Source organism: Haloprofundus salinisoli, assembly GCF_020097815.1.
Taxonomy (GTDB): Archaea; Halobacteriota; Halobacteria; order Halobacteriales; family Haloferacaceae; genus Haloprofundus; species Haloprofundus salinisoli.
In genome coordinates this window covers 1,526,815-1,552,665 of the sequence record NZ_CP083663.1, presented here as the reverse complement: position 1 = coordinate 1,552,665, position 25,851 = coordinate 1,526,815, and the positions used below count along the sequence as shown (strand labels likewise).

Genomic DNA, 25,851 nt, shown 5'->3' with positions numbered 1-25,851 from the left:
CTACTGGCGACTCGCAGTCACGCGCTTTTTACCGCTGGCGAGCCGACACGATTGCATGAGCGACCGACTGGAGTTTTTCGCCGGCGAGCGCCTCGACGACGTGGCGCTGTTTCTGACCGACGACTACCTCGACGAACAGGGAAAAATCGCAAACTACGGCGAGACGGTCGACGGCGGGGTCGTACTCGTCGAGCCCGGCGACAAGGGCCGACAGCTGTTCGCCGCCGGAACCGGGATGAAAGCGATGGAGTTCGCACAGAGTGCGATGGGCAACGAGGGAGTCATCGCCGACGATCTGAGCGGCGGGGAGTGTCCGGCCGCCGAAGGTGAAGCGGAAAGCGGAGCCGACGACCACCGCGTCAAGTTCGTCTTCGCGTTCGCGGAGGCGAAAAACGAGGAAGTCGGCGGCATCTACGCCGAAGGCGACGTGATTCACGCCTACGCGCAGTGCGAATGCGGGCAGTCGTACTCGGACCGCTGGGTCGTCGAGTAGCGAGTCGGCAGGCGGTGAGCCGACGACCGTCCGACCTGGGAAGCCGTCGGGAAGCGCCACCAAAGTGTGTCACAGAATTAATATTGAAAGAGAAAAGTTCATATTCTGAAGGAGTATGCAGGTCTCATGTCTTCGCAGAGACCGAACAACAAACGATTTGACAGTAATGGGTCCCTCTCGCGCCGCTCGCTGTTAGCGGCGCTCGGAGTCGGGGCGGCGGTCGCGGCCGCTGGTTGCGTGTCGCAAGCGGAGGCCGACAGCCCGCAGGCGACCGACTCCGGCGAGGAACTCGATGCGCAGTTCGGATACGTCGGTCGTTCGTTGGACGCCACCCCGCCCGTCGAGCCGGACCACGAGGTCCAACTGCTCATCGCTCCCCGGGAGGGAGCGCCCGTCCCCGAGTTCTACTTCGAACCGGCCGGGCTCCTCGTCGAACCGGACGACGTCGTCCAGTTCACGCTCGGGACGCCCGACCACACGATCACCGCTTACCACCCGCAGCTCGGACGGACCCAGCGCGTTCCCGACGGCGTACCCGCGATCTCTTCGCCCGTGCTCGGCGCAGGCACGTACTGGCTCTACAGGTTCGAGACGCCCGGCGTCTACGACCTCTACTGCGCCCCGCACGAACCGTACGGCATGGCGTTCCGCGCCGTCGTCGGCGAAGCCAGCGGCCCCGGCGCCGACCCGGTGTCGATGGAGGACCCCGCCCACGGCGAACTGCGGCCGCCGTTCCAGACGTCGGCGACGGTGCTCGCCGACCCCGCGCTTGACCCCGACGCCATCGTCGACGCCGGAAGCGTCTCGTGGAGCGACCTCGACCCAGAGAGCAAGCGCCTACAGATGTGAGAGGCGAGAGCCCGAGCTAATCGCGTCGCGCCGTTCGACGCCTCACAGTTCGGTCTCGACGCCTTCGTCTTCGGGTTCCGCTTCTTCCTCTTCTTCGGCTGTTTCGGCGACGCGCTCGAAGGCGGCCAAGATGACGCGTTTCGCCGCGCTGCCCTGCGTGCTCCAGTGGTTCGCGTAGTCGAGCATGTCGTCGTAGATGTCGGGCTTACAGCCCGCCGCGCGCGGGTGGCCGCCGCCGTCGACGTAGGCGGCGACTTCGTGCGCGCGCTCGAAGCTCTCGGAGCCGCGGATGCTCGCGCTCCCGGCGGGTTTGACGATGACCGCGGCGTCGGCACCCTGTTCGCGGAGCGCCTCGGCGACTTCGTTCTGCGAGCAGCGGCCGTAGGTGACGCCGACGGTCCACTCGCCGACGCGCTTGAACTCCGCCCGCGAGACGGCGAGCTCGATGAGTTGTCCTTTCTCGACGCGTCGGTGTTCGACGTACGCCAGCGCCTGCTCGGGGAGGTCCGCGCCGTAGGCGGCGACGATGGCGACGTACTCCTCGTTGCCGACCCAGTAGGCGTAGTCGGCGAGGTCGTCGCTTCGGGCGTCCTCGCGGATCCAGAGGTCGTGGTCGCGCGTCACCGCGGCGAGTTCCTCGAACTGCTCGGAGAAGTCGTAGTCGAGCGAGCGAAGCGCCACGTCGGTCGTACACTCCTCGTCGGAGTCGCCGACGACGAGGTCGACGCCCGCTTCCCGGACCGCCGCCGCGACGTCGTCGCCCCACTGGTGGTGGTCGAACCACCGGACGCTGTCGACGTGAGCGACGAGCGATTCGAGCGCCTCCTCGACGTACTCGTACTTGTCGGGGCAGAGGTCGCAGACGTAGACGTCGATACCGTCGTCGGCGTACTCCGCGACGCGTTCGAGCGCGTCCTCGACGTTGTGCGGCCCGGCACCGACGAGCGCTACCGACGAGTCGAGCGCCGCGTCTTCGTCGGCTTCCTCGTCTTCGTCCTCCTTGTCGGCGACGGGATCGTCGTCTTCGAGACGGCGTTCGATATCCGCGAGGAACGGTTCGGGGTCGAGCGCCGCGTCGTACAGTTCTCGAATCAGCGCCGCACAGCCGAGTCCGTCGGCGTCGAGGTCGGCGACGACGACGGCTTCGGCGCCCTCGACGGCCTCTTTGACGCGTTCGTCGGCGCGCTCTTCGTCGAGCGAGTCGGGGTAGAAAAAGCCCGTCCCGGGAAGGAGCGATTTCCGCGAGAGGGGGAGCAGTCCGGAGTCGATGAGGTCGTCGTCCATAGGGGACCGAAGTGCGGCGAGGTGAAAACGGCGGTGATTTGGCGAGCGTCGGCGAGCAGAAGCCGGAGAATCTCTCAACCCCCGCGATTCGATCACACCCGAGCCGAATCTACCACTGTCAGAAGCGAAGCGCGTGTCCGACCGCCTCCTCGGCATCGGATTTTCGAGAGTACCGCGAGCGACCGCCACGCGTCAAACGGGAGATAAAGCATTCGTTGACACAAACAGTAGCCAGTCAGTAACTAACGTCTGACAGTCCGAAGGCAGAACCGATGTCAGAGAGTGTGCAGGGCGGTCGACCCGGCGGAGAGCCGGGCGAACCGACGTTGGGGTTACCCGTCTACGGAGTATCGCAGCGGACGCCGTTGGCCGCGCTGGCCGACGGACTCGACCCGAGCGGGTGCGTCGTCGTACTGGACGGCGAACGGCCGCTCGGCGTGTACAGTCCGCGACAGGTGCGACGCGACGAGGCGGACCCGCTGGCGCCCGAGACGGTCGGTGACCTCACCCCAGAGAAGCCGCTGGTCGTCGGGGCGAGCGTTCCGACCGAAACGTGTCTCGAACGCGCGCTCGACTCCGAGGAGCGGTTCGTGTTGGTCGTCGACGACGCAGACCGCCTCGCCGGCGTCGTCACGCGGTGGCAACTGCTCGCGGCGCGAGAGCGCGACGAACCCGACGCGCCTGTCGTCGAGCTGCTCGTCGACGACGAGTAGCGGCGGACGACTCGCGGACGTCGACGCCGAGAGACGAGAGGTCGGAAAAGAGAGGAGAGGAGGTGAACAGCGCGTCCGGTACGGGGCCGACGCGCGGCTCAGGCGCTCTCCGAGCTGTCGAGTTGTCGCACGGTCAACACGGGAACCGGGCAGGTTCGGACGACGCGTTCGGTGACGCTGCCGATGAGAAACCGGTTCTCGCCGTGGCGGCCGCGCGTCCCCGTGGCGACGAGGTCGGCGTCGTGCTCGCGGGCGTACTCGCCGATGACGGCCGCGGGGCGGCCCTCGCGGACGGCGGTGGTCACGTCGCGGGCCGCCTCCGCGCGGACGGTTTCGAGCGCCTCCTCGCCGCGTTCGTGAAGCGCGTCGCGCATCTCCTCGCGGAGTCGCTCCGGCGACGAGTCGACTTCCCCGCTGTCGACGACGTAGAGTGCGTGAACCGTCGCGTCGAACGTCTCCGCGAAGTCGAGTGCGACGGCCACCGCGCGCCGGACGCTCTCGGAGCCGTCTGTCGCGATAACGATGGTGTCGAACATATCGCCGGGTTCGCCCGGGCACGGCATAAAACCACGCGCGACCGAGCGAACGCGGGGCGGTGTACGTTCGCGTCCGCGCGGGGGGAGCGTTTTTGAGGCAGGCCCGCCCAGAGAGGGGTATGACGACGCCCTTGGAACTCGACCTCGTGTTGGTACCGGTCGACGGGAGCGACGAGTCGACTGTCGCCATCGAGTACGCCATCGGCATCGCCGAACAGTACGGCGCTGCCGTCCACGCTGTCTACGTGCTCGGCGAGGAGATGGCCCGCGCAATCGAAACCGGTGCCGTCGAGGAAGACGAGATCGCCACCGAGACGGAGGCGTTCACCGACAACGTCGCAGAGATGGCCGAATCGAGTGACGTCGAGGTGGCCACGTCGACGGCCTACGGGTTCTCGACGAACGTGAAGACCCGCCATCCCGGCAGCGTGGTCCTCGACACCGCAGAGGAACTCGACGCCGACTTCATCGTCGTCCCGCGTGAACCCGTCTCGGGTGACCCCGGCGAAGTGCTGGAGAAGGCCGCCGAGTACGTGCTGTTGTACGCGAGTCAGCCCGTACTGTCGGTCTGAGCCGTCTCGGCCCGAATCAGACCGCGTCGCGTTCGGCCTCGATTCGGTCGACGTACGCGTCAGTCAGTTTCGAGAAGATCGCCTCGCCGGCCTCGGACGTCGCCTCCCGCGGGTCGCCGAGGACGCCGTTCTCCGTTATCGCCGCAAAGCCGTCGCTGAGCAGCCGCGAGACGGAGATGTCGCCCTCGCGGCCGAGTTCCAGTCGGTCGGTTCGGACGAGTTCTTCGGCGGCGGCCAGCACCATCGCCGTCTCCGCCGCGCCTGCGTGAATGACCGGTTCCTCGTACTCGACGCCCGCCTCGCGCAGACCCTCGTTCATCAGTTCCATCATCGTGTCGAGCTCTGCGAGTGCGACGACGTTCGCGTCGAGCTCGCGCGCGAGCTCGGGGGCGACGGTGTTGACCGGCGCGAAGTTACCGCCGTGGGTCGGCACGAGCACGAGATGCTCGAATCCGTGGGTGTCCAGCGACCGGCAGTACGACCGAATCAACTCCATCAGCGTCTCCGGCGGAACCGTAATCGTGCCGGGGAACTCCATGTGGTGTCCCGAACAGCCGGGGCGAATCGTCGGCGTGGCGAAGGCGTCGCCGAGTTTCTCGGCGATGCGCCGCGAGAGCTCGTCGCCCGCGAGGGTGTCCATGATGAGCGGGAGGTGCGGTCCGTGCTGTTCGACGGAACCGACGGCGATGATCGCGGTTCGCGTCCCCGCTTCGAGTGCGTCTTCAACGTCCGTCCACGTCCGGTTCTCCAGTAGCACGTCGGATGTGCGCGTCATACACAGAGTGCTATGCGGTAACGTGCTTAGTCGTACGCTTCTCGGAAGAACGCGTTCGGCGAAAGCGCGCTGCGAGACCCCTCTATCGTCTCTCGGCCGTCTCTCGGCCAGTGTCGGATCAGTTCAGTCGAAGTGCCATCTCCAACTCGAAACTCTCGGCGTTGCTCACCTCGAAGCCGATCTTCTTGTAGAGCGCGACGGCCGCGCGGTTCCACCGCTCGACGGTGAGCCACACTTTCTCGGCACCGCTGGTCTGGCCGTGTCCCAGGAGGGCCTCCATGAGGTAGGTGCCGATGCCGGCGCGCTGGTACGTCTGGAGCACGAAGATGGCGAGTTCGTAGGCGTCCTCGTCGGGGACGAGCGTCGCGTGGCCCGCCGCCTCGTCGCCGTGCCACGCGACGACGTTCAGACAGTCCGAGTCGAGAATCGTGTCGAGCCACGACCGGATGCGCTCCTCGCGGCCCGGCGGGATGCCCTGCGCGCGGTCGGCGGGGTCGAACTCGGCGTACATCTCGACGAGGCGCTCGTAGTCGTCGCCGTCGGGGTCGTAGGCGCGAATCTCGATGGAGCGGCCCTCGCGGTCCTCGAACTCGATGGGCGGCGCGTCGAACGGTCCCGCCGGTTCGTCGGGGTAGAGACGCTCTCGCTTCATCGCACCAGTTTCACCGTCTTGTGGGAGTTCAGGAGCACGAACTCGGCGATGCCCCCGATACTGATCTTGCCCATCGGACTGCGCTGGCCGCCGCCGAGGACGAGCTGGTCGAAGCCGCCGCTCTCGGCGAGGTCGACGAGGCTGCTGCCGGGGTCACCCTCGACGTGCCGAATCTCGGCGTCGATGGCGGCGCTCTCTAACTGCTCGCGGACGCGCGTCTCGATCTCTTCGGGCGTCGCCTCCGAGTTCGGGTTCTCGACGATGGCGACGGTCAGGTCGTCGTCCGCGGCGACCGCTCGTTCCACCGTGCGTTCGAGCGCCTGATACGAGTCCTCGCTCCCGCCAATTCCCAGTAACACCTTCATATGGGGGGCAGTTGCAGGCGGAAGCCAAAACAGTTATCGCCGAAATCGGCGGTTGGTCGCCCGTGGGCCTCCGACGCCGCCCGACCGGGCCGCCGGTATCCGACGCTCGGCCGACGCCGACAACCCTTTTGTACCCGGTTCACAAGGGCGGAGTATGGCAGACGACCCCGCGACGCCCTCGGAGTCGCCCGAGCGAGAGACGGAAAACGGCGCGCGCGACGAGGCAGTCGAGACCGACGAACGCGCGGCGGAGACGGAGAAGAGCGAGACGAAAAACGGCGCAGCAGCGACCGACGAGGCGAGCGACGCCCCCATCGACGCCCACGAACCCGTCGACGACACCGCCGCCGAAGACGTCCCCGAAGACGTCCAGAAGTACGCCCGGTTCAAGAAGATGGACGGCGCGCAGTACGACCGCGTCAACGGCTTCCTTCGGGACCGGACGTACATCACCGCCCGCGAGTGGGCCATCGCCCGCCTCTGCGCGGACTTCCGGACCGAGACGGGCGTCGAGATGACGAAAATCGGCGAGAACCTCCCGCGCCTGGTGCCCTTCATGACCGACACGTACACCCCGCAGGCGGTCAACCAGGCCCGCGCCTCCTTCGAGGGGAAGGTGAAGAAGTCGGGCGCGACGTTCCTCTACGGCGCGATGAGCGGCTTCTTCACGGCCGAAGAGTTGGACGAGACGATGTACGAGGTGACCGAAATCGCCAAGTTCCTCCTGGAGGTCGAAGGTGTCGACTTGGCGGTCGCCGAGGAACTCGACGCCGAGGAGCGGATTTCGAGCGTCATGCGCGAGGTCCGCCAGTCGAGCGCCCAGCTGCGTGCCGAAGAGGTGGAGTGCCCCGAGTGTGGGCACGTCCACGAACCGAAACAGGAGTAGTCGAGAGCCGCGTCTCGGCGCGTCAGCGACACCGACCGTCTCGCGGCGACCCACACTACTTCGTGTCTGGGCGCTCACTCTTACCTATGGTCGACAAAGAGCTCGGAGAGGCGACGATAGTGTACGAAGACCCCGACGGCGAGACGATCGAACAGAACGTCCAGAACGAACACGTCGCGTACTTCCAGGACCACTGGCTGGTGAAAGTCGGCGAGGACAACGAGGGCCGCGACATCGTCCGCCGAATCCCGGCGACGCGGGTGTATCACGTCGAGCGAACGGTCGAGCGGTTCGAAGAGGAGGTCAAGACCGTCCGCGACCAGGTCCAGTCGTTCACCGACGACCTCCGGTCGAGGCTCCTCGGCGGCGACCAAGAAGAGAACGACCGGAGCGGACCGCTCAGCATCAACGTCGACAAAGACGAGTCGAACGACGGGAGTCGGTAGGGCGCGGACGACTACCCCTCGAAGCCGCCCTCCCACCGGAACGTTCCGTTGCACCTTTTTGCCTCGCTCGTGGGACTCGCTCGGCAAAAATCTGCACCAAAAAGAGACTAACTACCCCTCGAAGCCGTCCTCCCACCGGAACGTTCCGTTGCACCTTTTTGCCTCGCTCGTGGGACTCGCTCGGCAAAAATCTGCACCAAAAAGAGACTAACTACCCCTCGAAGCCGTCCTCCCACCGGAACGTTCCGTTTCGCTGGACGACTTCACCGTCGACGAGCAGCCGCGAGTCCTCGCTCATGTCGGTGATCATGTCGACGTGGACCGCCGACTGGTTGCCCGCTTCGCCCTCGGGGAGACAGGAGTCGTACGCCCGGCCGACCGCGAGATGGACGGTGTCGCCCATCTTCTCGTCGAAGAGGATACTGTCGGTGAAGCGGTCGATGCCGCGGTTCATCCCGATGCCGAGTTCGCCGAGGCGACGCGCGCCCTCGTCGGTGTCGAGGATGTCCGCGAGCACGCCCTCGTTCTGGCCGGCGCTGAAGTCGACGACCTCGCCCGCCTCGAACGCGAGGTGGACGTCGGTGAGACGCTTGCTCTGGATAGTCATCGGCACGTCGAAGTACACCTCGCCCTCGGTGGCGTACGGAGCCGTGAAGACCTCGCCCGACGGGAGGTTGTGCGAGTCGTAGGCGACGGAGGCGGCGGAGTTCACGGCGGTCCGGCCCTCGACGGACATCGTCAGGTCGGTCTGCTCCTTCTCGATTCGGACTTCGCTGCCGGCGTCGAGCACCTCCTTCATCTGCGTCATCTCGTCGGCGAGCGACTCCCAGTCGCGGAGGACGGCGTCGTAGACGAACCGCTGGTACTCCTCGTAGGCCATCCCGGCCTGCTGGGCGAGCGAGCGCGTCGGGTGAACAGTCGCCACCCAGTCGGTGTCCATCCGCGCCTCGCGGGGTCCTTCGCGTGCGCGGGCGAACGCGCGCTGGGTCTCTCCGGGCACGTCCGCCGTCGCGGTCGTGTTTCGGCCACCGCCGAGGCGGAGGTAGGCGTCGGCGTTCTCCAGAAGTGCGAGTTCGTGCGCCGGGTCCTCGTCGAACTCGCCGTCGTGGTTCTTCAGGTAGGCCCGCGACACCTCCGCGGAGTCGTACAGCGTCACCACGTTCGCGCCGCGCTCGCCGAGTTTCTCGGCGACGGCGACGGCGAGGTCGTGGGCGTCCTCGGCGACGCTGACGATAACGTCGTCGCCGGCTTCGATGCGCGCGCTCCAGTCGACGAGCACCTCGGCGTGCTCGCGTACCCTCTCGTCCATGCGCGTCCGGAGGGCGGGCGGGTGGTAAGAGACTCCGGTTCCGCGCCGCGGCCGCGACTGGACGCCCTCAGTCCGACGCGACGCTCCGACAGACCTCCCCGAGCGCCTCCGGCCGCCGCCTCCGTCACCCGTCGAACATCGACAGAATCCGAGTCAAATCCTCGCCGTACTGAACAAGCGCGTCTTCCAATCGGACGACGCCGACGAAGTCGCCCGCGTCGTCGACGACGGCGGCGCGACGAGCGTTCTCGTCTGCGAGGTGTGCGACCAGCGCCGAGAGGTCCTCGGACTCGCGGACAGTGACGAGGTCGCCCGAGAGGACGTCGCTGGCGGTCTTGTCGTCGAGATCCTCGCCGGCGACGTACGCGCGGCCGATATCGGCGGGCGTCAGCAGGCCGAGCGGTCGCTGCTCGTCGAGGACGGCGACGAGTTCGAGCGAGTTCCTCCGCATCGCGGCGGTCACGTCGCCGACAGGCGTCGTCGGCGCGGCGGTGGCGACGGTCGCGTCGAGGATGTCTGTGAGTGTCATGTCGAGGACTGTACGGGTGCGGGAAGCGTAAGTCCAGCGACGCTGCGGCCGACGACGAGACGCACTCCGGCGGCTCCGGCGAACCACAACCCCTTACCTCCCTCCGATAAACCTCCGACCATGCAACTGGGCGTCATCGGACTCGGTCGGATGGGCCAGATAGTCGTCGAACGAGTGGTCGCCGCGGGCCACGACGTGGTCGCCTTCGACCTCAACGAACGGGCGATAGAGACCGCCGCCGAGGCGGGCGCGGACCCCGCCGAGAGCGTCGAAGACCTCGTCGAAAAACTCGGCGACGAGAAGCGCATCTGGCTGATGGTGCCGGCCGGCGACGCCGTCGACGCGACGCTCGCGGACCTCGACCCGTATCTCGACGACGACGACGTGGTCGTTGACGGCGGCAACTCCCACTTCGAGCGCTCCGTCGAGCGCGCGAAGGCGTGTCGGGCGGCGTACCTCGACTGCGGCACCAGCGGCGGCCCCGCGGGCGCGGAACTCGGCTTCTCGCTCATGGTCGGCGGCCCGCAGTGGGCGTACGACGAGCTGACGCCCGTCTTCGACGCCGTCGCCACCGGCCCCGACGGCCACGACCGGATGGGCGAATCGGGGTCGGGCCACTACGTGAAGATGGTCCACAACGGCGTCGAGTACGCGCTGATGCAGGCGTACGGCGAGGGCTTCGAACTCCTCGCTGACGGCCGCTACGACCTCGACCTCGAAGCCGTCTCGCGGACGTGGAACAACGGCGCGGTCATCCGCTCGTGGCTGCTCGAACTCTGCGAGGAGGCGTTCGCGGAGGAAGGGTCGGACCTCGGCGACGTCGCCGACCACATCGCCGGCGGGTCGACCGGCACGTGGACCGTCCAGGAGGCGCTCGAACAGGAGGTTCCGGTGCCGCTCATTTACCAGGCGCTCGCCGAGCGCTTCGACAGCCGAAACGAAGGGCGGTTCTCGCGGCGGTTGGCGAACCGACTCCGCTACGGCTTCGGCCGCCACGAAGTCACCCGCCAGTGAGTGTCTCGGGGAGGGACGGTCCGTAGAGCGGACCGCGAGCGCGAGGCTATCTCCTCGGCGAGCGTACTACCGAGGAGGAGAAACGAACTATGATATCGGGTTTCGGACGGATGGAACAGCTCCGCAGAGCGGGGCTTCTGTTCGGATACGGCGTGGCGCTCGCGGCGGCGACGCTTCTGGCGGCAGTCGTCGCGCTCTACGCGGTGCAGCTGACTCCGCGCGGGGCGCTCAGTTGGTACGGGCTGGCGTTCGGTGCGGGCCTCATCGGCGCTGCGCCGGCGGTCGCCAACGAACTGCTCGGGCGAGTGGTCGAGGCGCGTCGGACCGCGACTGCGCGACGACGGCACGCCGTCTCGCCATCGGCAGCGAGTCCGTAAAGTCACGGCGACGGACTGAGAACAGCGTTATTTAATCCGGCGGCGTATGCTTGCCCATGGGCAAACTATCCGTTCGTCTCCACCGTGTCCTGAGCCGCGTTCGGTACGCGGCCATCGGCGGAGCTATCGGCGGCGCGGTCGGGGCAGTACTGAGCAAGAAAGCCGCCAGTACGGGCGCGGCCATCGGCGCACTCGTCGGGGCGACGTTCGGCGAGACGCAAGTGACCGCTCGAAGCCAGTTCGACCGGGTGAAAGAGCGCGGCGAGGAGGAACTCAAACGGATTCCACTGGAGTAGTCGGCCCGCAGCGAGAGTCGACTTCGAGTCTCGTCGCGCAGAGTCCCCGAGAGCGGCCGTACAGTGGGTGAGCCGTCGGTGGAATCACAACTGTTGTAAACCAGTACTCCGTAGCCGCCGATATGGCTCTGATCGACCCAGTGGCGGTAGGACTGGGCGCGGCGCTGACGGCGCTCGCCGTCGCGATGCACTTTTCGAAGGGGACGGGGTGGACGTCCACCGCGGACATCTCCCAAGAGGTGCTCGAACAGCGCGCGTCGACGGTCCCCGAGACGGACTTCCCCGAACCGATGAACCGCTCTATCGGCGGCGGCGGTGCCGTCGCCGTCGGCGGTGCGACGGCAGGCGAGGAAGGTGAACTCGAAGAGGGTGCTGCCGAAGAGGAGAGTTCGAGTCCCGCCGACATCCCCGAGGACGAAGTCGAGTACTTCGAGGTGGAGTTCGTCAAGGAGGGTGCGACCATCGAGATCCCGAACAACAAGACGGTCCTCGAATCCGGCGAAGAGGAGGGCTGGGACCTCCCGTACGCCTGCCGACAGGGACAGTGCGTCTCCTGTGCGGGCCAGATCTCCTCCGGCGGCAACTCCGAGGACTACGTCGTCCACGACAACCAACAGATGCTCGACGACAACGAACTCGAAGAGGGCTACACGCTCACCTGCGTCGCCTACCCGCGCGCTGACTTCACCATCGAGACCGGCACCGCGCCGTAATCGGCGACGAACGCTTTCGATTTTCGTTCTTCTGGAGAGACTACAGAGACGACAGCGCCGCCACCGAGAGACAGGGCACAACCGTTATAGCCAGTTATCGTGTACGTTGCGGTGAGGGCCCGTAGCTCAGTGGACAGAGTGCTTGGTTCCGGACCAAGATGTCGCGGGTTCAAATCCCGTCGGGTCCGTTCGCTTTGCTCACTCCCCCGACGTAGTTCGCAAACGCTTCGCGTTTGTTCACTCCCGTCGGGTCCGTTTTGGCCGTTTCCACGAAACGACGAGCGACAGCGACACGTCCACGGACAGACCGTGCCGTTGGTTTGTCTCGCCGGGCGCCATCGACCAGTCGTACGACCCTCACACAGACTCCCCGCTCCGAGCGACAAAACACCTCCATTCATACACATCATCCGAGATGACGACCTATGGCCAGCGCGGCACCGCTCTCGGAACCGGAGGTCCTCGTCCACGCCAAGCGCCGTCTCTTTCCCGACCCAACTCAGCCGGACACCTACTCGGTCGTGGACACGCAGTTCGCGATGGACGAGTGGCTCCCCGGCCAGCCGATTTCGTCGGCGGTGCGCGAGCGTCTCGCGCCGTTCAACCACGTTCGGTTGGGTTCCGGTTATCCGGACCTCGTCGGCGTTCGTCCGTTGGAACCGGAGCTACTCGCCGTCGAGCGCTTCGGAGACCAACCGCCACTGATCGCCGTCGAGGCGAAGGGCCACACCGGGTCGGGGGCCGTCGACGTCGAACGCGGAGTCGTCCAGGCGTACGACCGCCTCCACGAGGCCAACGCTGTGTACGTCGCGGCACCCGTCGAGTCGATTTCGCAATCGGTGCGAACGCTCGCCCGCGAGCTCAACGTCGGCGTCCTCGGCGTCGACGTGGACGGCGACGTCGAACCCCTCGAGGTCCCGCGCGTCGTCGGTAATCGAACCTCGGACGACGCGACGGCCATCCGATTTCAGGCCACGGCACAGGGAGTCGCCGACAAGTCGTTCGGTCTCAACCACCCGAAGAACTACCTCGGCGTTCCGCTCGCGCTGTACCACGACGGCGTCACCGACGAGATACTCGCCGAGCGCGTCGTCGGGGCGACGACCGACGCCCGGCGAGGAGCGGCGTTTCTCGGGCTAACTGACGAACGGCCCGACCGCACCGAACTCACGTCGCTCGGCGAGGAGGTGGTTCGGTTCGCACTGCACCGCTACGACTCGGTCGACGCCGCGCTTGCGACGTTCGACGACTGGCGAGGGTCTCGAAAGCGGTTCTGCGACCTCGCTCCCGAGTGGGGGCTGGTGGCCAGACGCGTCGTCTGGGCGTACCCCGCGACCCAACTGTTAGTCAAGGAACTGCAGACGATGCACGACGACGGCATCCGTGACCCGTCGCTTCTCGACCTCGTCGAGTGGGTGCACGTCCTACACCCGACGTTCACCGTGGAACTGTTCGTACGCGGAACCGACGAGGCGCGCCGCCGAGTGCTGGACGAGGAGGGCGGTCTTCGAGTTGAAGCGCTGCGAGACGGGAACGTCTTTCACTCGCCGACCGTCTTCCAGCTGAAGGCGATGCTGTACCACGCCGGTATCCTCACCGAACGAGGGGCCGAACCGCACCGACTCGAACCGGAGACCGACGTCTGGCGACTGCGCGAACCGCTGACGTTCGGCCCCTGAGTTGCGGCTCTCGACGGGTCCTTCACCCGTGGCAGCGATACGTTACGACGCGAATCACCTTGTACGGCGAGAAGTGGTTCTGCTCGAGCGTCGACGACAGGGGGCGCTCATCCGCTGACTGAAGGAGAAGCTCGGGACACTCTCGGTGCCGACGGGCGAGATCGAGTTCCGCGGAGCGACGGGTTTCCGCGTCGGCGACGAGGGGACGGAAAGTTTGACGCTCACGCTGACGCCGGTCTCACTTCGGTTCGACCACGGACTGTTCGTCGCCGTAGTCGAGCGAGACGGCGTGGTCGGTGTGTCTGGCGTGCGTCTCCGCCCACCGACGGGCGGGGCGCTCCGAGAGGAACTGCTCGCCGTCGGGACACTGTCGACAGGTGGCGATCCACGGCGTCACGTCGTCGGGGAAGTGGCCGGTGTGGCGTCTGTGGTCGAGCGCGAACTGTTCGAACGACTGGTTGCCGACGTTCAACTCGTCGAGTTCGTACTCGAGGTCCCAGGTGCGGTCGCAGCGCGTACAGCGAATCGTCGGCGTGTCGTCGACGTCGGCGGCCGGCGGCATCTCCTGGTCGTCGTTGGATTCGGACACACTCACTGTTGCACCGCGAGACACTTTTATCCGACCGTCGGACGCAGCCACCATTCATGCTATGCGGTGACATAGGACTATGTGGTGGTCGACTGTGTACGATACGATACTGGTTCCGACCGACGGCAGCGCCTGTGCGACGGCGGCGGCCGAACACGCGGTGGCTATCGCCCGCACGTTCGACGCCGAACTCCACGCGCTCTCGGCGGTGAATCTCGTGGAAGCGGGCGGACTGTTCAGCGCGGGCGGTGTCGAAAGCGGCTTCGTCGAACGACTCGACAACCGTGCGCGGGAGGATGCGGAGGCGGTCGTCGAACGCGCCCGCGACTCCGGAATCGACGGCAAGGCCGCGGTCGTCCACGGCGTTCCCCACGAGCAGATCGGCGAGTACGTCATCGAGAACGATATCGACATAGTGGTGATGGGGACGCACGGTCGCAGCGGCGTTCGGCGGTATCTGCTCGGCAGCGTCACCGAGCGCGTGCTTCGGACCGTCCCGGCACCGGTCCTCGCGGTTCACCAACGAGACGATCGCTGAGTCGAGCCGTCGCCGGGACAGTCGTCTCGCTATCGCTCCGAACAGTGCCGAAAGAAGTGGAAAAACCGGAGCCGAGTTGCGTTCCTCGTTCAGTACCGCGAGGGGAGATACGCCAGTCCGATGAGCAGGACTGCGAGCGACGCAGAGAGGATGGTGACGCCCTGTAGGCCCTTCATGTGGCGGTTGAAGGTCGCTATCTCTTGCTGTTGTGCGTCGTAGCTGGCTCTATCCTGCGTGAGGTAGACGGTGTCGTTACTCGGGAAGTACGCCAGATACTGCTGGTCGCCCACGGTGACGGTAGACTCGTCTTCGAGGTCGATGGTGTTGTTTCGTGGAGCGGTCCACGTCAGCGTCGCCTCGCTGGTAGTGACGTTCTGGACGGTAGTCTGGTTACCCTCGTAGTCGAACTGCTGGCCTTCGTTGTACTGCGTGCTGCTCGGTTCCGGGAAGAACTGTTCTGCGGGGATGAGCGTCGGGTTCCCGCTACCGTCGTTGTAGACGACGTACTGTTGGCCGTCACGCGTGACCATCTCGTTGTCGACCGACTCGTTCGCCTGCAGCAGTGCGGTCTGGTTCAGTTCCTCGCGGAGCGCAAACGTGTTGGGGTTCGACTCGTTGGGGATGACTACTTGGTAACTCTCGTTGGAGACCGAGACCGAGGAGTTGTTCCCCCACGTTTGGGTGTACTGGGCGGACTGATTGGTCCACGCGAGTTGACCGCTTCGTTCGAGCGTCGCCGCGCTTCCGTGGTCACCACCCTCTACCGTTGCGTCGAGCGACGTGACCGTGTACTGCTGGCCGCCCTGGGTGAACTGGTCACCCTGTTGGAGTTCGTGTTCAGCGTTCTCGAACTGTATCGTCGGTTCCTGGGCCGTCGCGATGAGCGAGTACGAGGCCGCTCCGATCAACAGGAAGAACGCGACGGAGATAGCTGCGGCGCGTCGTTGCATAGTTTTGGCAAAGGAGAGACGGGGTATAACGATTACTTTTCGCGGACACGTGGGACGATACCTGGAGACGACGCGCCGAAGTCACACCGTCGACTCCGAACTGCCGGTGACCGAAACACAAAACGTCGAAGGGCGGCTTCGTCGCCGATGTCGGGTTCGGGAAAACCGTCGAACCACCGCTGGACTGACAAACAGTACAGACTCACTTCAGGACTCCACAAATCGCCAACCAAGCGACTGAACACCGTCGGTGGGCATGGTTCTCTCCTGGCTGGCAGAAGCACGATAGATACGCATGAGCTATCTCCCAGTCGTTGTACCACGAACGCGGTGAATAGAAGGCCGGTTGGTTGCTAAACACACACTCTATCTCCACAATGTTTCTATCCTTGACTGAGGGTTTCGACAGGGTCAAAGACGGTCAGTGGACGCGAAATACACACCACTTCCGACAACGGTAGTCTCTACCCGAGGCCACCTATCCAATTATCCCCTCTCTGCGAGACGAGAGTGTATGGCAGAGATACCTGCGGAGGATATCGATCGCTTTGTTCGTCTGATGGGCCCTGACCCCGATGAGACGCTTATCGAGATGGACGAATATGCTGCCGCAGAGGGGTTTCCTCACGTAGGCCCTGAAGTTGGAGCCACGTTACGTCTACTTGCGCGAATGACGGACGCAAAGCGCATTTTCGAGTTTGGTTCTGGCTACGGCTACTCAGCATACTGGTTCGCACAGGCGCTTCCTGAAGACGGCGAGATTATCCTCACAGAAGTTGACCGAGACGAACTCGAACTCGCCCGTCACTATCTATCTAAAGGCGGTTTCGATGCGCTCGCTCGATACGAATTAGGTGACGCCTTGGAGACAATCGAGCGCTACGACGGCCCCTTCGACGTTGTCCTTATCGACCACCAGAAACATCGATATCTCGAAGCGTTCGATGCCGTACGAGAAGACGTTCCCGTCGGCGGTGTAATCGTCGCTGACAATGCCATTACAGCCGGTCCAATTGAGTTTGACAAACTGGTAGCGGTCGCAACGGGCGCTGAGCGCGACGACCTAAACAAGTTCACACGAGGAATTGCTGACTATCTCCAGACTGTAAAAGAGGATTTGGCCTTCGAGACAGTCGTTTTACCGATCGGTAACGGAATCGCCGTGAGTTATCGAGTTCAATAGCGGTAGTAGATCCGTGTGAACTACCCACCCTACTCGTCAGGTGATGTCGTACTCCCACTCGGTATCGTAGCGCTGCTGGTGGGCGGTGTAGACGACTTGGAGAGTAGGCGAGCTGTCGGTCCGTGTATTCGCTACGGCGACGCTCAGCGGCCGAGAACACCAGACCGATTCTAGCGTCGAACAGTTCTCGGAGCACCTAGGAGTTACGACGATACCGTGGCGCGTGGCAGGCTGGTGGTGTGCAGTCTTAATGCCGCCAGAACGCTTCCTAAACCACGATTGAAGCGATGAAGACCCAATACTACACAGCATCGAGCATCAACGGGTACCTCGCCGATGAGGAGAACTCACTCGACTGGCTCTTCCAGTTCGGGGATATCGGCGATATCGAAGGTGTACAGGACGACTACCCGCAGTTCATAGACCAGGTTGGTGCCCTGGCCATGGGTTCGACGACCTACGAGTGGGTCATCGAGCATGAGAACCTACTGGAGGAACCGGCAAAGTGGCCATATGAGGTTCCGGCTTGGGTGTTTAGCAGTCGGGAGTTACCCGTGATTGATGGTGCGGACATTCACTTCGTGCAGGGAGACGTTGCGCCTGTTCATGCGGACATGGTGAGGGCCGCAGACGGGAAGAACGTCTGGCTTGTCGGTGGTGGTGATCTCGTAGGACAGTTCCATGATCAGGGTCTCCTCGACGAGCTCATTCTCACCGTTGCTCCCGTCATGCTTGCTTCGGGTGCGCCACTACTGCCGCGGAGGATCACCACCCCGCCTCTGAAACTGGCTAACGTGCAAAAATATGGCGATGTTTTTGCAGTTCTAACCTATGAAGTGTGACGGGTTTATCCGCTCTGTTCAATACTTGAGGCTTTCAGTAGAACCTATCGAGATGATAATTATCGAGAGTAGACCCTGCTAATCGAGTGGAGAAGCGTACCACACTCGCGTCGGTATTCTGAATTGGTGAACTGATGTAGGCGACGGCGAATTGATCGGGCCCCGAAGGCGTGCGGGACGCTCCAGTAGAGGTGAGCGTTCCGCTGAGAGGCATCTCGACGAATATCAACAATCGAAGAGAGAACTGTTTCGCGTGAGAAGTTAAGCCAAGGGCCGGATTTGAACCGGCGATGGGCGGCTCTGCAGGCCGCTGCGTTCGGCCGGACTCTGCCACCTTGGCGCGTCTGATTCTATTAGCGTCGGCCGCTTAAGGATAGCGATGTGTTTCGAAATGAAGAACGCCCGCAGAGCGCGTGCTCTGTGGGCGATGAATGAAGTATGAGTGAGAGGCGGCGAGAACGTGTTTCCAGAGGCTCGCGCACTCCAGTAGTTGCGTTCACGCTGGTGAGCTTAACTTCCGTGTTCGGGATGGGTACGGGTGTTACCTCACCGCTGTGGCCGCCTTAACGCCGACGAACGGAGTCGAACCGTTCTTTCTTCCAAAGTCGGTTGTGCAAGACGAATGCTGTCTTGGGCTTGCGGAAACCGTAGTGTACGTGCAATCCAGTGAACGCCTGGACCCATTCGATCGAATGGATGCAGCGTCTGAAAACCTCTATACCCATGCGGTATGAGTGATGGCTGGTCTGTTAGTGCTCGCGGGCTGAACAACTCGTTGCCTCGTTGCGCACACCCCGAGTCTATCGAACTCGTCTTCTACGAGTGACCTTGGTGGTATCTCTTTTCCATGTGGGTTTCGAGCTTAGATGCGTTCAGCTCTTACCCCGTGTTGCGTGGCTGCCCGGCAACTGCCCTGTCGGACAACCGGTACACCAGTGGCAACCAATCGTAGTTCCTCTCGTACTATACGATCGTTCACGTCAGATACCTCGCACCCCCAATAGATAGCAGCCGACCTGTCTCACGACGGTCTAAACCCAGCTCACGACCTCCTTTAATAGGCGAACAACCTCACCCTTGCCTGCTTCTGCACAGGCAGGATGGAGGGAACCGACATCGAGGTAGCAAGCCACCGGGTCGATATGTGCTCTTGCCGGTGACGACTCTGTTATCCCTAAGGTAGCTTTTCTGTCATCGACGGGCCCCATCTATGGGCCTCGTCGGTTCGCTAGACCACACTTTCGTGTCAGCGACACTCGTTGGGAATGTCACTGTCAGGCTCTCGTTTGCTCTTGCGCTCTTCTTCGGGTTTCCGACCCGAATGAGAGAACCTTCGGGCGCGCTCGATATCTTTTCGAGCGCGTACCGCCCCAGTCAAACTGCCCGGCTACCGGTGTTCTCCTCCCGGAGTGAGGGTCGCAGTCACTGACGGATAGTATTTCAATGGCGTCTCGGCGGCCCGCTAGCGCGGGTGCCTGCGTAACGACTCCTATCTATGCTGCACATCAGCGACCACGTCCCAGCGACAGCCTGCAGTAAAGCTCTATAGGGTCTTCGCTTCCCCTTGGGGGTCTCCAGACTCCGCACTGGAATGTACAGTTCACCGGGTCCAACGTTGGGACAGTGACGCTCTCATTGATCCATTCATGCAAGCCGCTACTGAAGCGGCAAGGTACTACGCTACCTTAAGAGGGTCATAGTTACCCCCGCCGTTGACAGGTCCTTCGTCCTCTTGTACGAGGTGTTCAGATACCTGCACTGGGCAGGATTCAGTGACCGTACGAGTCCTTGCGGATTTGCGGTCACCTGTGTTGTTACTAGACAGTTGGAGCGTCCGAGTCACTGCGACCTGCCCTGTGAGGGGCAGGCATCCCTTCTTCCGAAGGTACGGGACTAACTTGCCGAATTCCCTAACGTCGGTTATCCCGACAGGCCTTGGCTTTCTCTGCCTGAGCACCTGTGTCGGATCTCGGTACGAATATCACGCTCGTCTTTTCACGGGCCCGAGGTTGGATCGACTTTCGCTATTTCACCGTTCTTCCGCTTCGTGCCATGACGGCTTCCACGGAGTTTGGTGATTCGACTGAGCGACTGCTCAGCTCGATCTACCCCCAGGCGTCGACTTTGAGTGGTGATAGCACTGGAATATTAACCAGTTACCCTTTTGTCTCATTCGAGTTACGGTGAGACTTAGGATCGGCTAACCCTCGGCTGATTGGCAGTGCCGAGGAACCCTTGCTCATTAGGCCGTCGGGGTTTTCACCCGACTCTCGCTGCTACTGTGACCAGAATTTTCGTCACTGAGCGGTCCACGACGAGTTCTCACCCGTGCTTCCGCCCGCTCAGAGTGCCGACCTACTGGATTACTCTGTAAGAGTACCGCCGGGTCTCGGAAGTGGACTTGAGCCCCGATCATTTTCGACGCCTCAAACCTCGGCCGGTAAGCTGTTACGCTTTTCTTAGAGGGTTGCTGCTTCTAAGCTCACCTCCCGGCTGTTTAGGGCTCGAGACTATCTTCGATTGCACTTAGTCCACATTTTGGGTCCTTAACCCAGCTCTGGGTTGTCTCCCTTACGGTCCACAGGCTTACCCCGCAGACCGGACTCCCAACGTCTACGACGTCTGTAAGTTCGGAGTTTGACAGGGAGGCCGACTCCTCTCGGAGGCGGGTCTCCCAATCGGTCGCTCTACCTCACAGACTATCTCAGTTGAGGTCATGCTTCGACATGTTTCGGTCGGAACCAGCTGTTGCCGAGTTCGATGGGCCTTTCACCCCTACACATGGGTCACGAGAGGGTATTGTAGGACACCAACTCTAACAGGCCTCCACGTGGCTTTCGCCACGCTTCACCTTGCCCCCGTGTAGATCACTCGGTTTCGGGTCGTACCCACGCGGCTCCCCGCCCTTGAAGACGGTGACCCTGGCCGTGAGGCTGCGGTCGTATCGGTTTCCCTGTGCCTTCCTCGATAATCGAGTTAGACTCGCCGAATAGGTACACTCTCTGGTTCGTTTTTCAAAACGCACGACGCGACATCGGCTCCTCACGAGTTCTACTGCAGGATCGCTCCTGTGTCGTTTGTCGTGAGGCCTTTCATGCCCCGTCGTTCCATCGCCACCTGATTTCAAGCTCTATTGCACGGTCCTTCTCGGAGTGCTTTTCAGCGTTCGCTCACGCTACTTGTTCGCTATCGGTCTCGAGGAATGTTTAGTCTTGGCTGAGGATGCCAGCCAAATTTACGAGGGATATCCGACCCCCGCTACTCTGGAGTTGACCCACGGTCGTTCATTGACGATACGGGGTTGTCACCCTGTATCACGCTTCGTTCCAGAAGACTTCTCGTCAATGGCAGACCGATGTTGGTCAGTCCGAACACCACATTGCCCGTGAGGGCTTCGGTTTGGACTGTGTCGTCTTCACTCGCCGTTACTAACGACATCGCGGTTTGCTTTCTTTTCCTGTCGGTACTAAGATGTTTCAGTTCCCGACGTTCCCTATTGCGCGAAGGCAATTGTGAAGGGATTCCCATTAGGAGATCCTCAGTTCTTAGCTTCCATGCAGCTCCCTGAGGCTTATCGCAGCTTGGCGCGTCCTTCTTCGGTTCTCGAGCCGAGCTATCCACCAGATGGCAAAGTAGCCATACGATGGTATAGTGATGGACACTGTAATCCGTTCGATTGAACGGGTCCAGTGGACGTCTGGATTGCACGTACACACGGTTTCATGACACGCGCCGGAGTGAATGGTCACGTGTTCAACCCTTCCCACCCGCGCTTACACGGGGTGGTGCATCGGTCTTGCTTCGGACTTGAATCGAGTGGCGTCTCCCACTTAAGGGACACGGTCTCGGGTCGGTCCGAGTGATGGACCCACAGGGATTCGAACCCTGGGCATCCTCCTTGCAAAGGAGGCACTCTACCACTGAGCTATGGGCCCACTCCTGCTTTCAACCAAGCAGGAGCGTCTTTTGAGCCAACGTAGTTCTGAGGTGCCCGACCGACAGAGCGGTCGTCGGCGAACTCAGGATTGCAATGAAAGGTGTGCCACCCACGTCGGGGTGGTCACGGGTCAGTAGGAGGTGATCCAGCCGCAGATTCCCCTACGGCTACCTTGTTACGACTTAAGCCCCCTTGCGAAGCCCAGATTCGACTACCGTGTGGTAGCCTCATCCGGACCTCACTCGGGTGCTTTGACGGGCGGTGTGTGCAAGGAGCAGGGACGTATTCACCGCGCACTTCTGATACGCGATTACTACCGAATCCAGCTTCATGTGGGCGAGTTTCAGCCCACAATCCGAACTACGACCGGGTTTCTGAGATTACCGCCCTCTTTCGAGGTTGGAACCCTTTGTCCCGGCCATTGTAGCCCGCGTGTTGCCCAGCACATTCGGGGCATACTGACCTACCGTTGCCCGTTCCTTCCTCCGTGTTAGCCACGGCAGTCTCCTTAATGTACCCAGCCAGCCGGAGCTGCTGCTGGCAATTAAGGATGCGGGTCTCGCTCGTTGCCTGACTTAACAGGACGCCTCACGGTACGAGCTGACGGCGGCCATGCACCTCCTCTCAGTAGCTCAACATAGAGGTCATCAACCTGATGATCATCGCTACTGTCGATGCTGGTGAGATGTCCGGCGTTGAGTCCAATTAAACCGCAGGCTCCTCCGGTTGTAGTGCTCCCCCGCCAATTCCTTTAAGTTTCATCCTTGCGGACGTACTTCCCAGGCGGCCTGTTTAGCGGCTTCCCTACGGCACAGCACCCACTCGTAGTGGGTGCCACACCTAACAGGCATCGTTTACGGCTAGGACTACCCGGGTATCTAATCCGGTTCGAGACCCTAGCTTTCGTCCCTCACTGTCGAGTCCGTCTTCCCAAGGTGCTTTCGCCATCGGCGGTCCGTCCAGGATTACAGGATTTCACTCCTACCCCGGACGTACCCCTTGGGTCTTCCGGCTCCAAGCCGTGCAGTTTCCACCGGACGCCCATCCGTTGAGCGGATGGATTTCCCGATGGACTTACGCGGCCAGCTACGGACGCTTTAGGCCCAATAAAATCGGTCATCACTCGAGCTGCCGGTATTACCGCGGCGGCTGGCACCGGTCTTGCCCAGCTCTTATTCGTGTACCATCTTACGGTACACAAAAGCGAGGACTGTATGCCCTCGCACTCGGGGTCCCCTTGTCGCACTGTCGTGCAGTGTAAAGGTTTCGCGCCTGCTGCGCCCCGTAGGGCCCGGAATCTTGTCTCAGATTCCGTCTCCGGGTTCTTGCTCTCACAACCCGTACCGATTATCGGCACGGTGGGCCGTTACCCCACCGTCTACCTAATCGGCCGCAGCCACATCCTACAGCGCCGGAGCGTTTCGAGTACTCGGCATTCCAGCGTGAGTACGGTATGAACTATTAGCCTCAGTTTCCCGAGGTTATCGTTCTCTGTAGGGTAGTTTGGCCACGTGTTACGGAGCTATCCGCTACGAGTCTAAGCTCGTACAACTAGCATGGCTAAATCGGACCCCGATAGCAATGACCTCCGGCAGGATCAACCGGAATGTTCCTGACCCTGGTGGGTCAGGGGGTGGCGGGATTTGCTCCCTGACGGGAGCGAATCACCGTTATAGGTATTGCATGGTCCGAGTTCGGCGACGAGACCGTCGGTCGGTCGGGTGTCACCGAACTACGTTGGCTCACATCAGATTCCGTCTGTACGGCGGACCGCAGGGGCGGAATCCTCATTTCCTTCGGACTTAGGTGGAAGCAATTCGCGGGTATAAACCCGTCGGATTCGCTTCGACCCAGCCCGCGATTGATGGCCGAGTTGAACGGCCTCGCAATCGCGTCGTATCTTGTTTTTCCGCATTACCTCCGAATGCCCTGATACACTTAAGGGCATCGGATGTCGGTCGCCGTCGGAATCGATATCCGGCGGCGACCTCTGCGTACTTCGACTGAACGCCCTTAGCATATAAGGGCGTCGTCTCGGGATTGCCGCAGGGTCCGTGCAGAGCACGACTTCGGGGCAACCCCGGTCACCCCGTCGGGGCGACCTTCGCATTATCAGCAAAGACAGGGTCACATAAAAGACCGTCGAACCGAGACCACTTCGTCATGCGGTTTCACACCGTGAGAGAGTCAGAGACATGCGGGAGTGTCGAGTGGTGATGTGACTCGGAAAGAAGTATCGCACGGCAGGAGGTCGACCGGTCATCCCACGCGTCGCACGTGCGGTCTGGTCGAGTGGTAGCCGCGCGTCTGGGCCTCCGAGCACGCGGTTGAAAATCCTATCGGAGAACGACGCCTGCAAAAGATGTCCGGATGACGAATCCTTACTCTTCGATGTGTTCGATGCCTTTCTTCGAGACGTTCGCCTCGGTGATGTCGTCGGGCATCCAGTCGGGTTTGTTGTCGGGGGCGGTCTCGTTCCACGCCCAGCCGTCGTAGATGTGGACCTTGTCAGTCCCCTTCTCTCGGAGCTGAAGCTCCGTCCGCTCGGCGCTGTCCTCGGAACTACCCGGTTCGAGCCGTCTGGCCGCCTTCAGCGCCGCCTGACGGGGGGTGTTCCCCGAGAACACACTCGACTCTGTTCCACTCGAATCTCGAAGCGCGAAATTACGCTTACCGTCTTCACGTACCATGGTTTTCTGCTCTCCATGGCAATCGAACACACGGTTTGATATAAATATATCGGCTAAATGAGCACTATCCGACGAAACGCTTAAATATCGTCCCCCCGCGTGCTGGCGATTAGCGGTCGAAGGAACCATCATTCTGACCGAATACTCCGTCTCTGTTGTTGTTTTCGCTCGCGCGCATGCGAAGCGCGGTGAGACAACACTTATGTATATCCTACAGCGAGGTTCGAGTAGACAACCGCGATGGTTCGGAAAAAGAAGCTCAGCCCGAGTGGTGCCAAAGACGAAAACGGCGAATACCACAACGTACACGTTAACCTCCACGAAGACGAACTCGCGGTCGCCGGTCTCGAGATCGGTGACGAGGTGTTCGTCCGTGTCCGCGACAACAAGATCATCATCCAAAAAGCCGACCCGGACGAAGTAGAGCACGACTTCTGAGAGCGTCCGTGTCTCGATAACCCCACCCGCCGAGCGACGCGTTCGGCGGATTAATGCGCCAGCGTCGACAGGGTACGCACGATGCGACCGTACGACGCGACGAAACCGGCGCTGTTCGCGCTGCCGCCCGAGTCGGCCCACCGAGCCACCTATCGCGTACTCCGCGCCGTACAACACACCCGAGTGGAGGGCGTACTCGCACACCGGTACACCGTCGACGACGCTCGCCTAAACGTGAACCTGTTCGGCGAGCCGTTCTCGAACCCCGTCGGCGTCGCCGCCGGCTTCGACAAGAACGCCGAGATCCCCGCCGTTCTCGCCGCCCTCGGGTTCGGTCACGTCGAAGTCGGCGGTGTCACCGCGGAGCGCCAGCCCGGCAACCCCCGCCCCCGAATGTTCCGTCTTCCCGAGGACCAGGCCATCATCAACCGGATGGGCTTCAACAACCACGGGGCCGACGCGGTGGGCGAACGACTCGACGCGGGCGAGCTCCCAGACGTGCCCGTCGGCATCAACATCGGTAAGTCGAAATCGACTCCCTTGGCCGAGGCGGCCGACGACTACCGCTACACCTACGAACGCGTCGCCGACGCGGGCGACTACTTCGTCGTCAACGTCTCCAGTCCGAACACGCCCGGACTCCGCGAACTCCAGAACCGCGAATCCCTGGAACGCATCCTCGGCGCGCTCAAAGACGCCGGGGCGTCGCCCCTTCTGGTGAAGTTTTCCCCCGACCTGCCGGAGCCGGCTATCGAGGAAGCGCTCGCCGTCGTCGACGACCTGGCTCTCGACGGCGTCGTCGCTACCAACACGACGACGGAGCGACCCGCCTCGCTCCGCAGCCCGAATCAGGCCGAACGCGGCGGCCTCTCCGGGAAACCCATCGAGCACCGTGCGACGAAGATGATTCGCTTCGTCGCCCGCCGAACCGACGTCCCCATTATCGGCGTCGGCGGCGTCTCCGACGCGGAGGGTGCCTACGCGAAGATACGCGCCGGAGCGAGTCTCGTCCAGTTGTACACGGCGCTCGTCTACGAGGGACCGAGCGTCGCCCGCGACATCAACGCAGGACTCCTCGACCTGTTGGAACGTGACGGCTTCGACAGCGTCGAAGAGGCCGTCGGCGTCGACACGTAGACTTCAGCGTCGACCTGTAAAGTAGCAGTTCACGCACGCGGGCGTCGCCCGCGCGACGG

General features: G+C 62.7%; 26 protein-coding genes, 3 tRNA genes and 3 rRNA genes. 17 read left to right on the top strand and 15 right to left on the bottom strand.

The features are described 5' to 3' along the window. Positions 1 to 55 precede the first annotated feature (55 nt). Positions 56 to 493 (top strand): DUF5807 family protein, encoded by a 438-nt coding sequence (locus tag LAQ73_RS08235; RefSeq protein WP_224267803.1) that lies wholly within the window; start codon positions 56 to 58, stop codon positions 491 to 493. A gap of 126 nt (positions 494 to 619) precedes the next feature. After that, complete coding sequence (locus LAQ73_RS08230; RefSeq protein WP_224267802.1) at positions 620 to 1,342, top strand: cupredoxin domain-containing protein; 723 nt, start codon at positions 620 to 622, stop codon at positions 1,340 to 1,342. Positions 1,343 to 1,384: 42 nt separating this feature from the next. Here the strand turns inward: LAQ73_RS08230 and LAQ73_RS08225 are convergent, their stop codons facing one another. Continuing rightward, complete coding sequence (locus tag LAQ73_RS08225) at positions 1,385 to 2,626, bottom strand: DHH family phosphoesterase (RefSeq protein WP_224267801.1); 1,242 nt, start codon at positions 2,624 to 2,626, stop codon at positions 1,385 to 1,387. A 272-nt stretch (positions 2,627 to 2,898) separates the two neighbouring features. Here LAQ73_RS08225 and LAQ73_RS08220 point away from each other — a divergent pair, with 272 nt between their 5' ends. Beyond that, positions 2,899 to 3,339, top strand: a complete 441-nt coding sequence (locus LAQ73_RS08220; protein WP_224267800.1) for a CBS domain-containing protein — start codon at positions 2,899 to 2,901, stop codon at positions 3,337 to 3,339. A 98-nt stretch (positions 3,340 to 3,437) separates the two neighbouring features. On the opposite strand, the gene LAQ73_RS08215 is transcribed toward LAQ73_RS08220, so the two are convergent. Next, positions 3,438 to 3,875: a universal stress protein gene (locus tag LAQ73_RS08215; protein WP_224267799.1), complete on the bottom strand. Its 438-nt coding sequence runs from the start codon at positions 3,873 to 3,875 to the stop codon at positions 3,438 to 3,440. Positions 3,876 to 3,994: 119 nt separating this feature from the next. Here LAQ73_RS08215 and LAQ73_RS08210 point away from each other — a divergent pair, with 119 nt between their 5' ends. Continuing rightward, positions 3,995 to 4,447, top strand: coding sequence for a universal stress protein (locus LAQ73_RS08210; protein ID WP_224267798.1), 453 nt, complete (start codon positions 3,995 to 3,997; stop codon positions 4,445 to 4,447). 16 nt (positions 4,448 to 4,463) lie between these two features. On the opposite strand, the gene LAQ73_RS08205 is transcribed toward LAQ73_RS08210, so the two are convergent. The 3 genes from LAQ73_RS08205 to LAQ73_RS08195 all read right to left on the bottom strand — a co-directional run bounded on the left by LAQ73_RS08205 (position 4,464) and on the right by LAQ73_RS08195 (position 6,239). Then, on the bottom strand, positions 4,464 to 5,222 hold the full coding sequence (locus LAQ73_RS08205) for a creatininase family protein (protein ID WP_224267797.1): 759 nt from the start codon (positions 5,220 to 5,222) through the stop codon (positions 4,464 to 4,466). 118 nt (positions 5,223 to 5,340) lie between these two features. Further along, positions 5,341 to 5,874, bottom strand: a complete 534-nt coding sequence (locus LAQ73_RS08200) for a GNAT family N-acetyltransferase (RefSeq protein WP_224267796.1) — start codon at positions 5,872 to 5,874, stop codon at positions 5,341 to 5,343. Beyond that, on the bottom strand, positions 5,871 to 6,239 hold the full coding sequence (locus LAQ73_RS08195; RefSeq protein WP_224267795.1) for a universal stress protein: 369 nt from the start codon (positions 6,237 to 6,239) through the stop codon (positions 5,871 to 5,873). The genes LAQ73_RS08200 and LAQ73_RS08195 overlap by 4 nt, the downstream gene beginning before the upstream one ends. 154 nt (positions 6,240 to 6,393) lie before the next feature. Between LAQ73_RS08195 and LAQ73_RS08190 the strand changes: the two genes are divergently transcribed. Together LAQ73_RS08190 and LAQ73_RS08185 are read left to right on the top strand one after the other, a co-directional pair. Then, complete coding sequence (locus LAQ73_RS08190) at positions 6,394 to 7,125, top strand: DUF5806 family protein (RefSeq protein WP_224267794.1); 732 nt, start codon at positions 6,394 to 6,396, stop codon at positions 7,123 to 7,125. A gap of 86 nt (positions 7,126 to 7,211) precedes the next feature. Beyond that, entirely contained in the window at positions 7,212 to 7,571 is a 360-nt protein-coding gene (locus LAQ73_RS08185; protein WP_224267793.1) for a hypothetical protein, read from the top strand. Positions 7,572 to 7,782: 211 nt separating this feature from the next. Here the strand turns inward: LAQ73_RS08185 and LAQ73_RS08180 are convergent, their stop codons facing one another. Together LAQ73_RS08180 and LAQ73_RS08175 are read right to left on the bottom strand one after the other, a co-directional pair. Then, positions 7,783 to 8,880 carry an aminopeptidase gene (locus LAQ73_RS08180; protein WP_224267792.1) on the bottom strand — a complete coding sequence of 366 codons (1,098 nt, stop codon included), beginning with the start codon at positions 8,878 to 8,880 and terminating at the stop codon, positions 7,783 to 7,785. Positions 8,881 to 9,004: 124 nt separating this feature from the next. Further along, positions 9,005 to 9,409 carry a CBS domain-containing protein gene (locus tag LAQ73_RS08175; RefSeq protein ID WP_224267791.1) on the bottom strand — a complete coding sequence of 135 codons (405 nt, stop codon included), beginning with the start codon at positions 9,407 to 9,409 and terminating at the stop codon, positions 9,005 to 9,007. Positions 9,410 to 9,529: 120 nt separating this feature from the next. Here LAQ73_RS08175 and gnd point away from each other — a divergent pair, with 120 nt between their 5' ends. From gnd to LAQ73_RS08145, 6 genes are all read left to right on the top strand, one after another. Further along, positions 9,530 to 10,423 carry a phosphogluconate dehydrogenase (NAD(+)-dependent, decarboxylating) gene (gene gnd, locus LAQ73_RS08170; RefSeq protein WP_224267790.1) on the top strand — a complete coding sequence of 298 codons (894 nt, stop codon included), beginning with the start codon at positions 9,530 to 9,532 and terminating at the stop codon, positions 10,421 to 10,423. An 89-nt stretch (positions 10,424 to 10,512) separates the two neighbouring features. After that, on the top strand, positions 10,513 to 10,800 hold the full coding sequence (locus LAQ73_RS08165) for a hypothetical protein (RefSeq protein WP_224267789.1): 288 nt from the start codon (positions 10,513 to 10,515) through the stop codon (positions 10,798 to 10,800). A 56-nt stretch (positions 10,801 to 10,856) separates the two neighbouring features. Then, positions 10,857 to 11,096 (top strand): YMGG-like glycine zipper-containing protein, encoded by a 240-nt coding sequence (locus LAQ73_RS08160; RefSeq protein WP_224267788.1) that lies wholly within the window; start codon positions 10,857 to 10,859, stop codon positions 11,094 to 11,096. Between the two features lie 122 nt (positions 11,097 to 11,218). Next, positions 11,219 to 11,809: a 2Fe-2S iron-sulfur cluster-binding protein gene (locus LAQ73_RS08155; RefSeq protein ID WP_224267787.1), complete on the top strand. Its 591-nt coding sequence runs from the start codon at positions 11,219 to 11,221 to the stop codon at positions 11,807 to 11,809. A gap of 115 nt (positions 11,810 to 11,924) precedes the next feature. Next, positions 11,925 to 11,997: transfer RNA gene (locus tag LAQ73_RS08150), tRNA-Arg, on the top strand. A 237-nt stretch (positions 11,998 to 12,234) separates the two neighbouring features. Continuing rightward, positions 12,235 to 13,488 carry a hypothetical protein gene (locus tag LAQ73_RS08145; protein ID WP_224267786.1) on the top strand — a complete coding sequence of 418 codons (1,254 nt, stop codon included), beginning with the start codon at positions 12,235 to 12,237 and terminating at the stop codon, positions 13,486 to 13,488. A 238-nt stretch (positions 13,489 to 13,726) separates the two neighbouring features. Here the strand turns inward: LAQ73_RS08145 and LAQ73_RS08140 are convergent, their stop codons facing one another. Then, on the bottom strand, positions 13,727 to 14,077 hold the full coding sequence (locus tag LAQ73_RS08140; protein ID WP_486606344.1) for a DUF8062 family protein: 351 nt from the start codon (positions 14,075 to 14,077) through the stop codon (positions 13,727 to 13,729). Positions 14,078 to 14,171: 94 nt separating this feature from the next. Here LAQ73_RS08140 and LAQ73_RS08135 point away from each other — a divergent pair, with 94 nt between their 5' ends. Continuing rightward, positions 14,172 to 14,615 (top strand): universal stress protein, encoded by a 444-nt coding sequence (locus LAQ73_RS08135; protein ID WP_224267785.1) that lies wholly within the window; start codon positions 14,172 to 14,174, stop codon positions 14,613 to 14,615. 89 nt (positions 14,616 to 14,704) lie between these two features. Here the strand turns inward: LAQ73_RS08135 and LAQ73_RS08130 are convergent, their stop codons facing one another. Continuing rightward, a complete protein-coding gene (locus LAQ73_RS08130) occupies positions 14,705 to 15,565 on the bottom strand; it encodes a hypothetical protein (RefSeq protein ID WP_224267784.1) in 861 nt (286 codons plus the stop codon). Positions 15,566 to 16,079: 514 nt separating this feature from the next. On the opposite strand from LAQ73_RS08130, the gene LAQ73_RS08125 reads away from it, so the two are divergent. Together LAQ73_RS08125 and LAQ73_RS08120 are read left to right on the top strand one after the other, a co-directional pair. Then, positions 16,080 to 16,748, top strand: coding sequence for an O-methyltransferase (locus LAQ73_RS08125; protein ID WP_224267783.1), 669 nt, complete (start codon positions 16,080 to 16,082; stop codon positions 16,746 to 16,748). A gap of 287 nt (positions 16,749 to 17,035) precedes the next feature. Further along, positions 17,036 to 17,590, top strand: a complete 555-nt coding sequence (locus tag LAQ73_RS08120; RefSeq protein ID WP_224267782.1) for a dihydrofolate reductase family protein — start codon at positions 17,036 to 17,038, stop codon at positions 17,588 to 17,590. Between the two features lie 264 nt (positions 17,591 to 17,854). Here LAQ73_RS08120 and LAQ73_RS08115 read toward each other — a convergent pair. The 6 genes from LAQ73_RS08115 to LAQ73_RS08090 form a co-directional block, all read right to left on the bottom strand. After that, a tRNA-Cys gene (locus LAQ73_RS08115) sits at positions 17,855 to 17,930 on the bottom strand. A gap of 104 nt (positions 17,931 to 18,034) precedes the next feature. Further along, positions 18,035 to 18,156 (bottom strand): 5S ribosomal RNA (gene rrf / locus LAQ73_RS08110). Between the two features lie 163 nt (positions 18,157 to 18,319). Then, positions 18,320 to 21,235 (bottom strand): 23S ribosomal RNA (locus LAQ73_RS08105). Between the two features lie 218 nt (positions 21,236 to 21,453). Next, positions 21,454 to 21,525: transfer RNA gene (locus LAQ73_RS08100), tRNA-Ala, on the bottom strand. A gap of 137 nt (positions 21,526 to 21,662) precedes the next feature. Beyond that, positions 21,663 to 23,135: ribosomal RNA gene (locus tag LAQ73_RS08095) — 16S ribosomal RNA — on the bottom strand. Together the 16S, 23S and 5S rRNA genes with 2 tRNA genes alongside form the textbook arrangement of a ribosomal RNA operon. Positions 23,136 to 23,908: 773 nt before the next feature. Continuing rightward, a complete protein-coding gene (locus LAQ73_RS08090) occupies positions 23,909 to 24,217 on the bottom strand; it encodes a non-histone chromosomal MC1 family protein (protein ID WP_224267781.1) in 309 nt (102 codons plus the stop codon). Positions 24,218 to 24,457: 240 nt separating this feature from the next. Between LAQ73_RS08090 and LAQ73_RS08085 the strand changes: the two genes are divergently transcribed. After that, on the top strand, positions 24,458 to 24,655 hold the full coding sequence (locus LAQ73_RS08085) for an AbrB/MazE/SpoVT family DNA-binding domain-containing protein (protein ID WP_117593990.1): 198 nt from the start codon (positions 24,458 to 24,460) through the stop codon (positions 24,653 to 24,655). An 81-nt stretch (positions 24,656 to 24,736) separates the two neighbouring features. Continuing rightward, positions 24,737 to 25,792, top strand: a complete 1,056-nt coding sequence (locus LAQ73_RS08080; RefSeq protein ID WP_224267780.1) for a quinone-dependent dihydroorotate dehydrogenase — start codon at positions 24,737 to 24,739, stop codon at positions 25,790 to 25,792. Positions 25,793 to 25,851: the final 59 nt, after the last annotated feature.

Coding starts and splice junctions, on each gene's coding strand:
- LAQ73_RS08235 (WP_224267803.1), top strand. CDS start 56: ATGAGCGACCGACTGGAGTTTTTCGCCGGCGAGCGCCTCGACGACGTG.
- LAQ73_RS08230 (WP_224267802.1), top strand. CDS start 620: ATGTCTTCGCAGAGACCGAACAACAAACGATTTGACAGTAATGGGTCC.
- LAQ73_RS08225 (WP_224267801.1), bottom strand. CDS start 2,626: ATGGACGACGACCTCATCGACTCCGGACTGCTCCCCCTCTCGCGGAAA.
- LAQ73_RS08220 (WP_224267800.1), top strand. CDS start 2,899: ATGTCAGAGAGTGTGCAGGGCGGTCGACCCGGCGGAGAGCCGGGCGAA.
- LAQ73_RS08215 (WP_224267799.1), bottom strand. CDS start 3,875: ATGTTCGACACCATCGTTATCGCGACAGACGGCTCCGAGAGCGTCCGG.
- LAQ73_RS08210 (WP_224267798.1), top strand. CDS start 3,995: ATGACGACGCCCTTGGAACTCGACCTCGTGTTGGTACCGGTCGACGGG.
- LAQ73_RS08205 (WP_224267797.1), bottom strand. CDS start 5,222: ATGACGCGCACATCCGACGTGCTACTGGAGAACCGGACGTGGACGGAC.
- LAQ73_RS08200 (WP_224267796.1), bottom strand. CDS start 5,874: ATGAAGCGAGAGCGTCTCTACCCCGACGAACCGGCGGGACCGTTCGAC.
- LAQ73_RS08195 (WP_224267795.1), bottom strand. CDS start 6,239: ATGAAGGTGTTACTGGGAATTGGCGGGAGCGAGGACTCGTATCAGGCG.
- LAQ73_RS08190 (WP_224267794.1), top strand. CDS start 6,394: ATGGCAGACGACCCCGCGACGCCCTCGGAGTCGCCCGAGCGAGAGACG.
- LAQ73_RS08185 (WP_224267793.1), top strand. CDS start 7,212: ATGGTCGACAAAGAGCTCGGAGAGGCGACGATAGTGTACGAAGACCCC.
- LAQ73_RS08180 (WP_224267792.1), bottom strand. CDS start 8,880: ATGGACGAGAGGGTACGCGAGCACGCCGAGGTGCTCGTCGACTGGAGC.
- LAQ73_RS08175 (WP_224267791.1), bottom strand. CDS start 9,409: ATGACACTCACAGACATCCTCGACGCGACCGTCGCCACCGCCGCGCCG.
- gnd (WP_224267790.1), top strand. CDS start 9,530: ATGCAACTGGGCGTCATCGGACTCGGTCGGATGGGCCAGATAGTCGTC.
- LAQ73_RS08165 (WP_224267789.1), top strand. CDS start 10,513: ATGATATCGGGTTTCGGACGGATGGAACAGCTCCGCAGAGCGGGGCTT.
- LAQ73_RS08160 (WP_224267788.1), top strand. CDS start 10,857: ATGGGCAAACTATCCGTTCGTCTCCACCGTGTCCTGAGCCGCGTTCGG.
- LAQ73_RS08155 (WP_224267787.1), top strand. CDS start 11,219: ATGGCTCTGATCGACCCAGTGGCGGTAGGACTGGGCGCGGCGCTGACG.
- LAQ73_RS08145 (WP_224267786.1), top strand. CDS start 12,235: ATGGCCAGCGCGGCACCGCTCTCGGAACCGGAGGTCCTCGTCCACGCC.
- LAQ73_RS08130 (WP_224267784.1), bottom strand. CDS start 15,565: ATGCAACGACGCGCCGCAGCTATCTCCGTCGCGTTCTTCCTGTTGATC.
- LAQ73_RS08125 (WP_224267783.1), top strand. CDS start 16,080: ATGGCAGAGATACCTGCGGAGGATATCGATCGCTTTGTTCGTCTGATG.
- LAQ73_RS08120 (WP_224267782.1), top strand. CDS start 17,036: ATGAAGACCCAATACTACACAGCATCGAGCATCAACGGGTACCTCGCC.
- LAQ73_RS08090 (WP_224267781.1), bottom strand. CDS start 24,217: ATGGTACGTGAAGACGGTAAGCGTAATTTCGCGCTTCGAGATTCGAGT.
- LAQ73_RS08085 (WP_117593990.1), top strand. CDS start 24,458: ATGGTTCGGAAAAAGAAGCTCAGCCCGAGTGGTGCCAAAGACGAAAAC.
- LAQ73_RS08080 (WP_224267780.1), top strand. CDS start 24,737: ATGCGACCGTACGACGCGACGAAACCGGCGCTGTTCGCGCTGCCGCCC.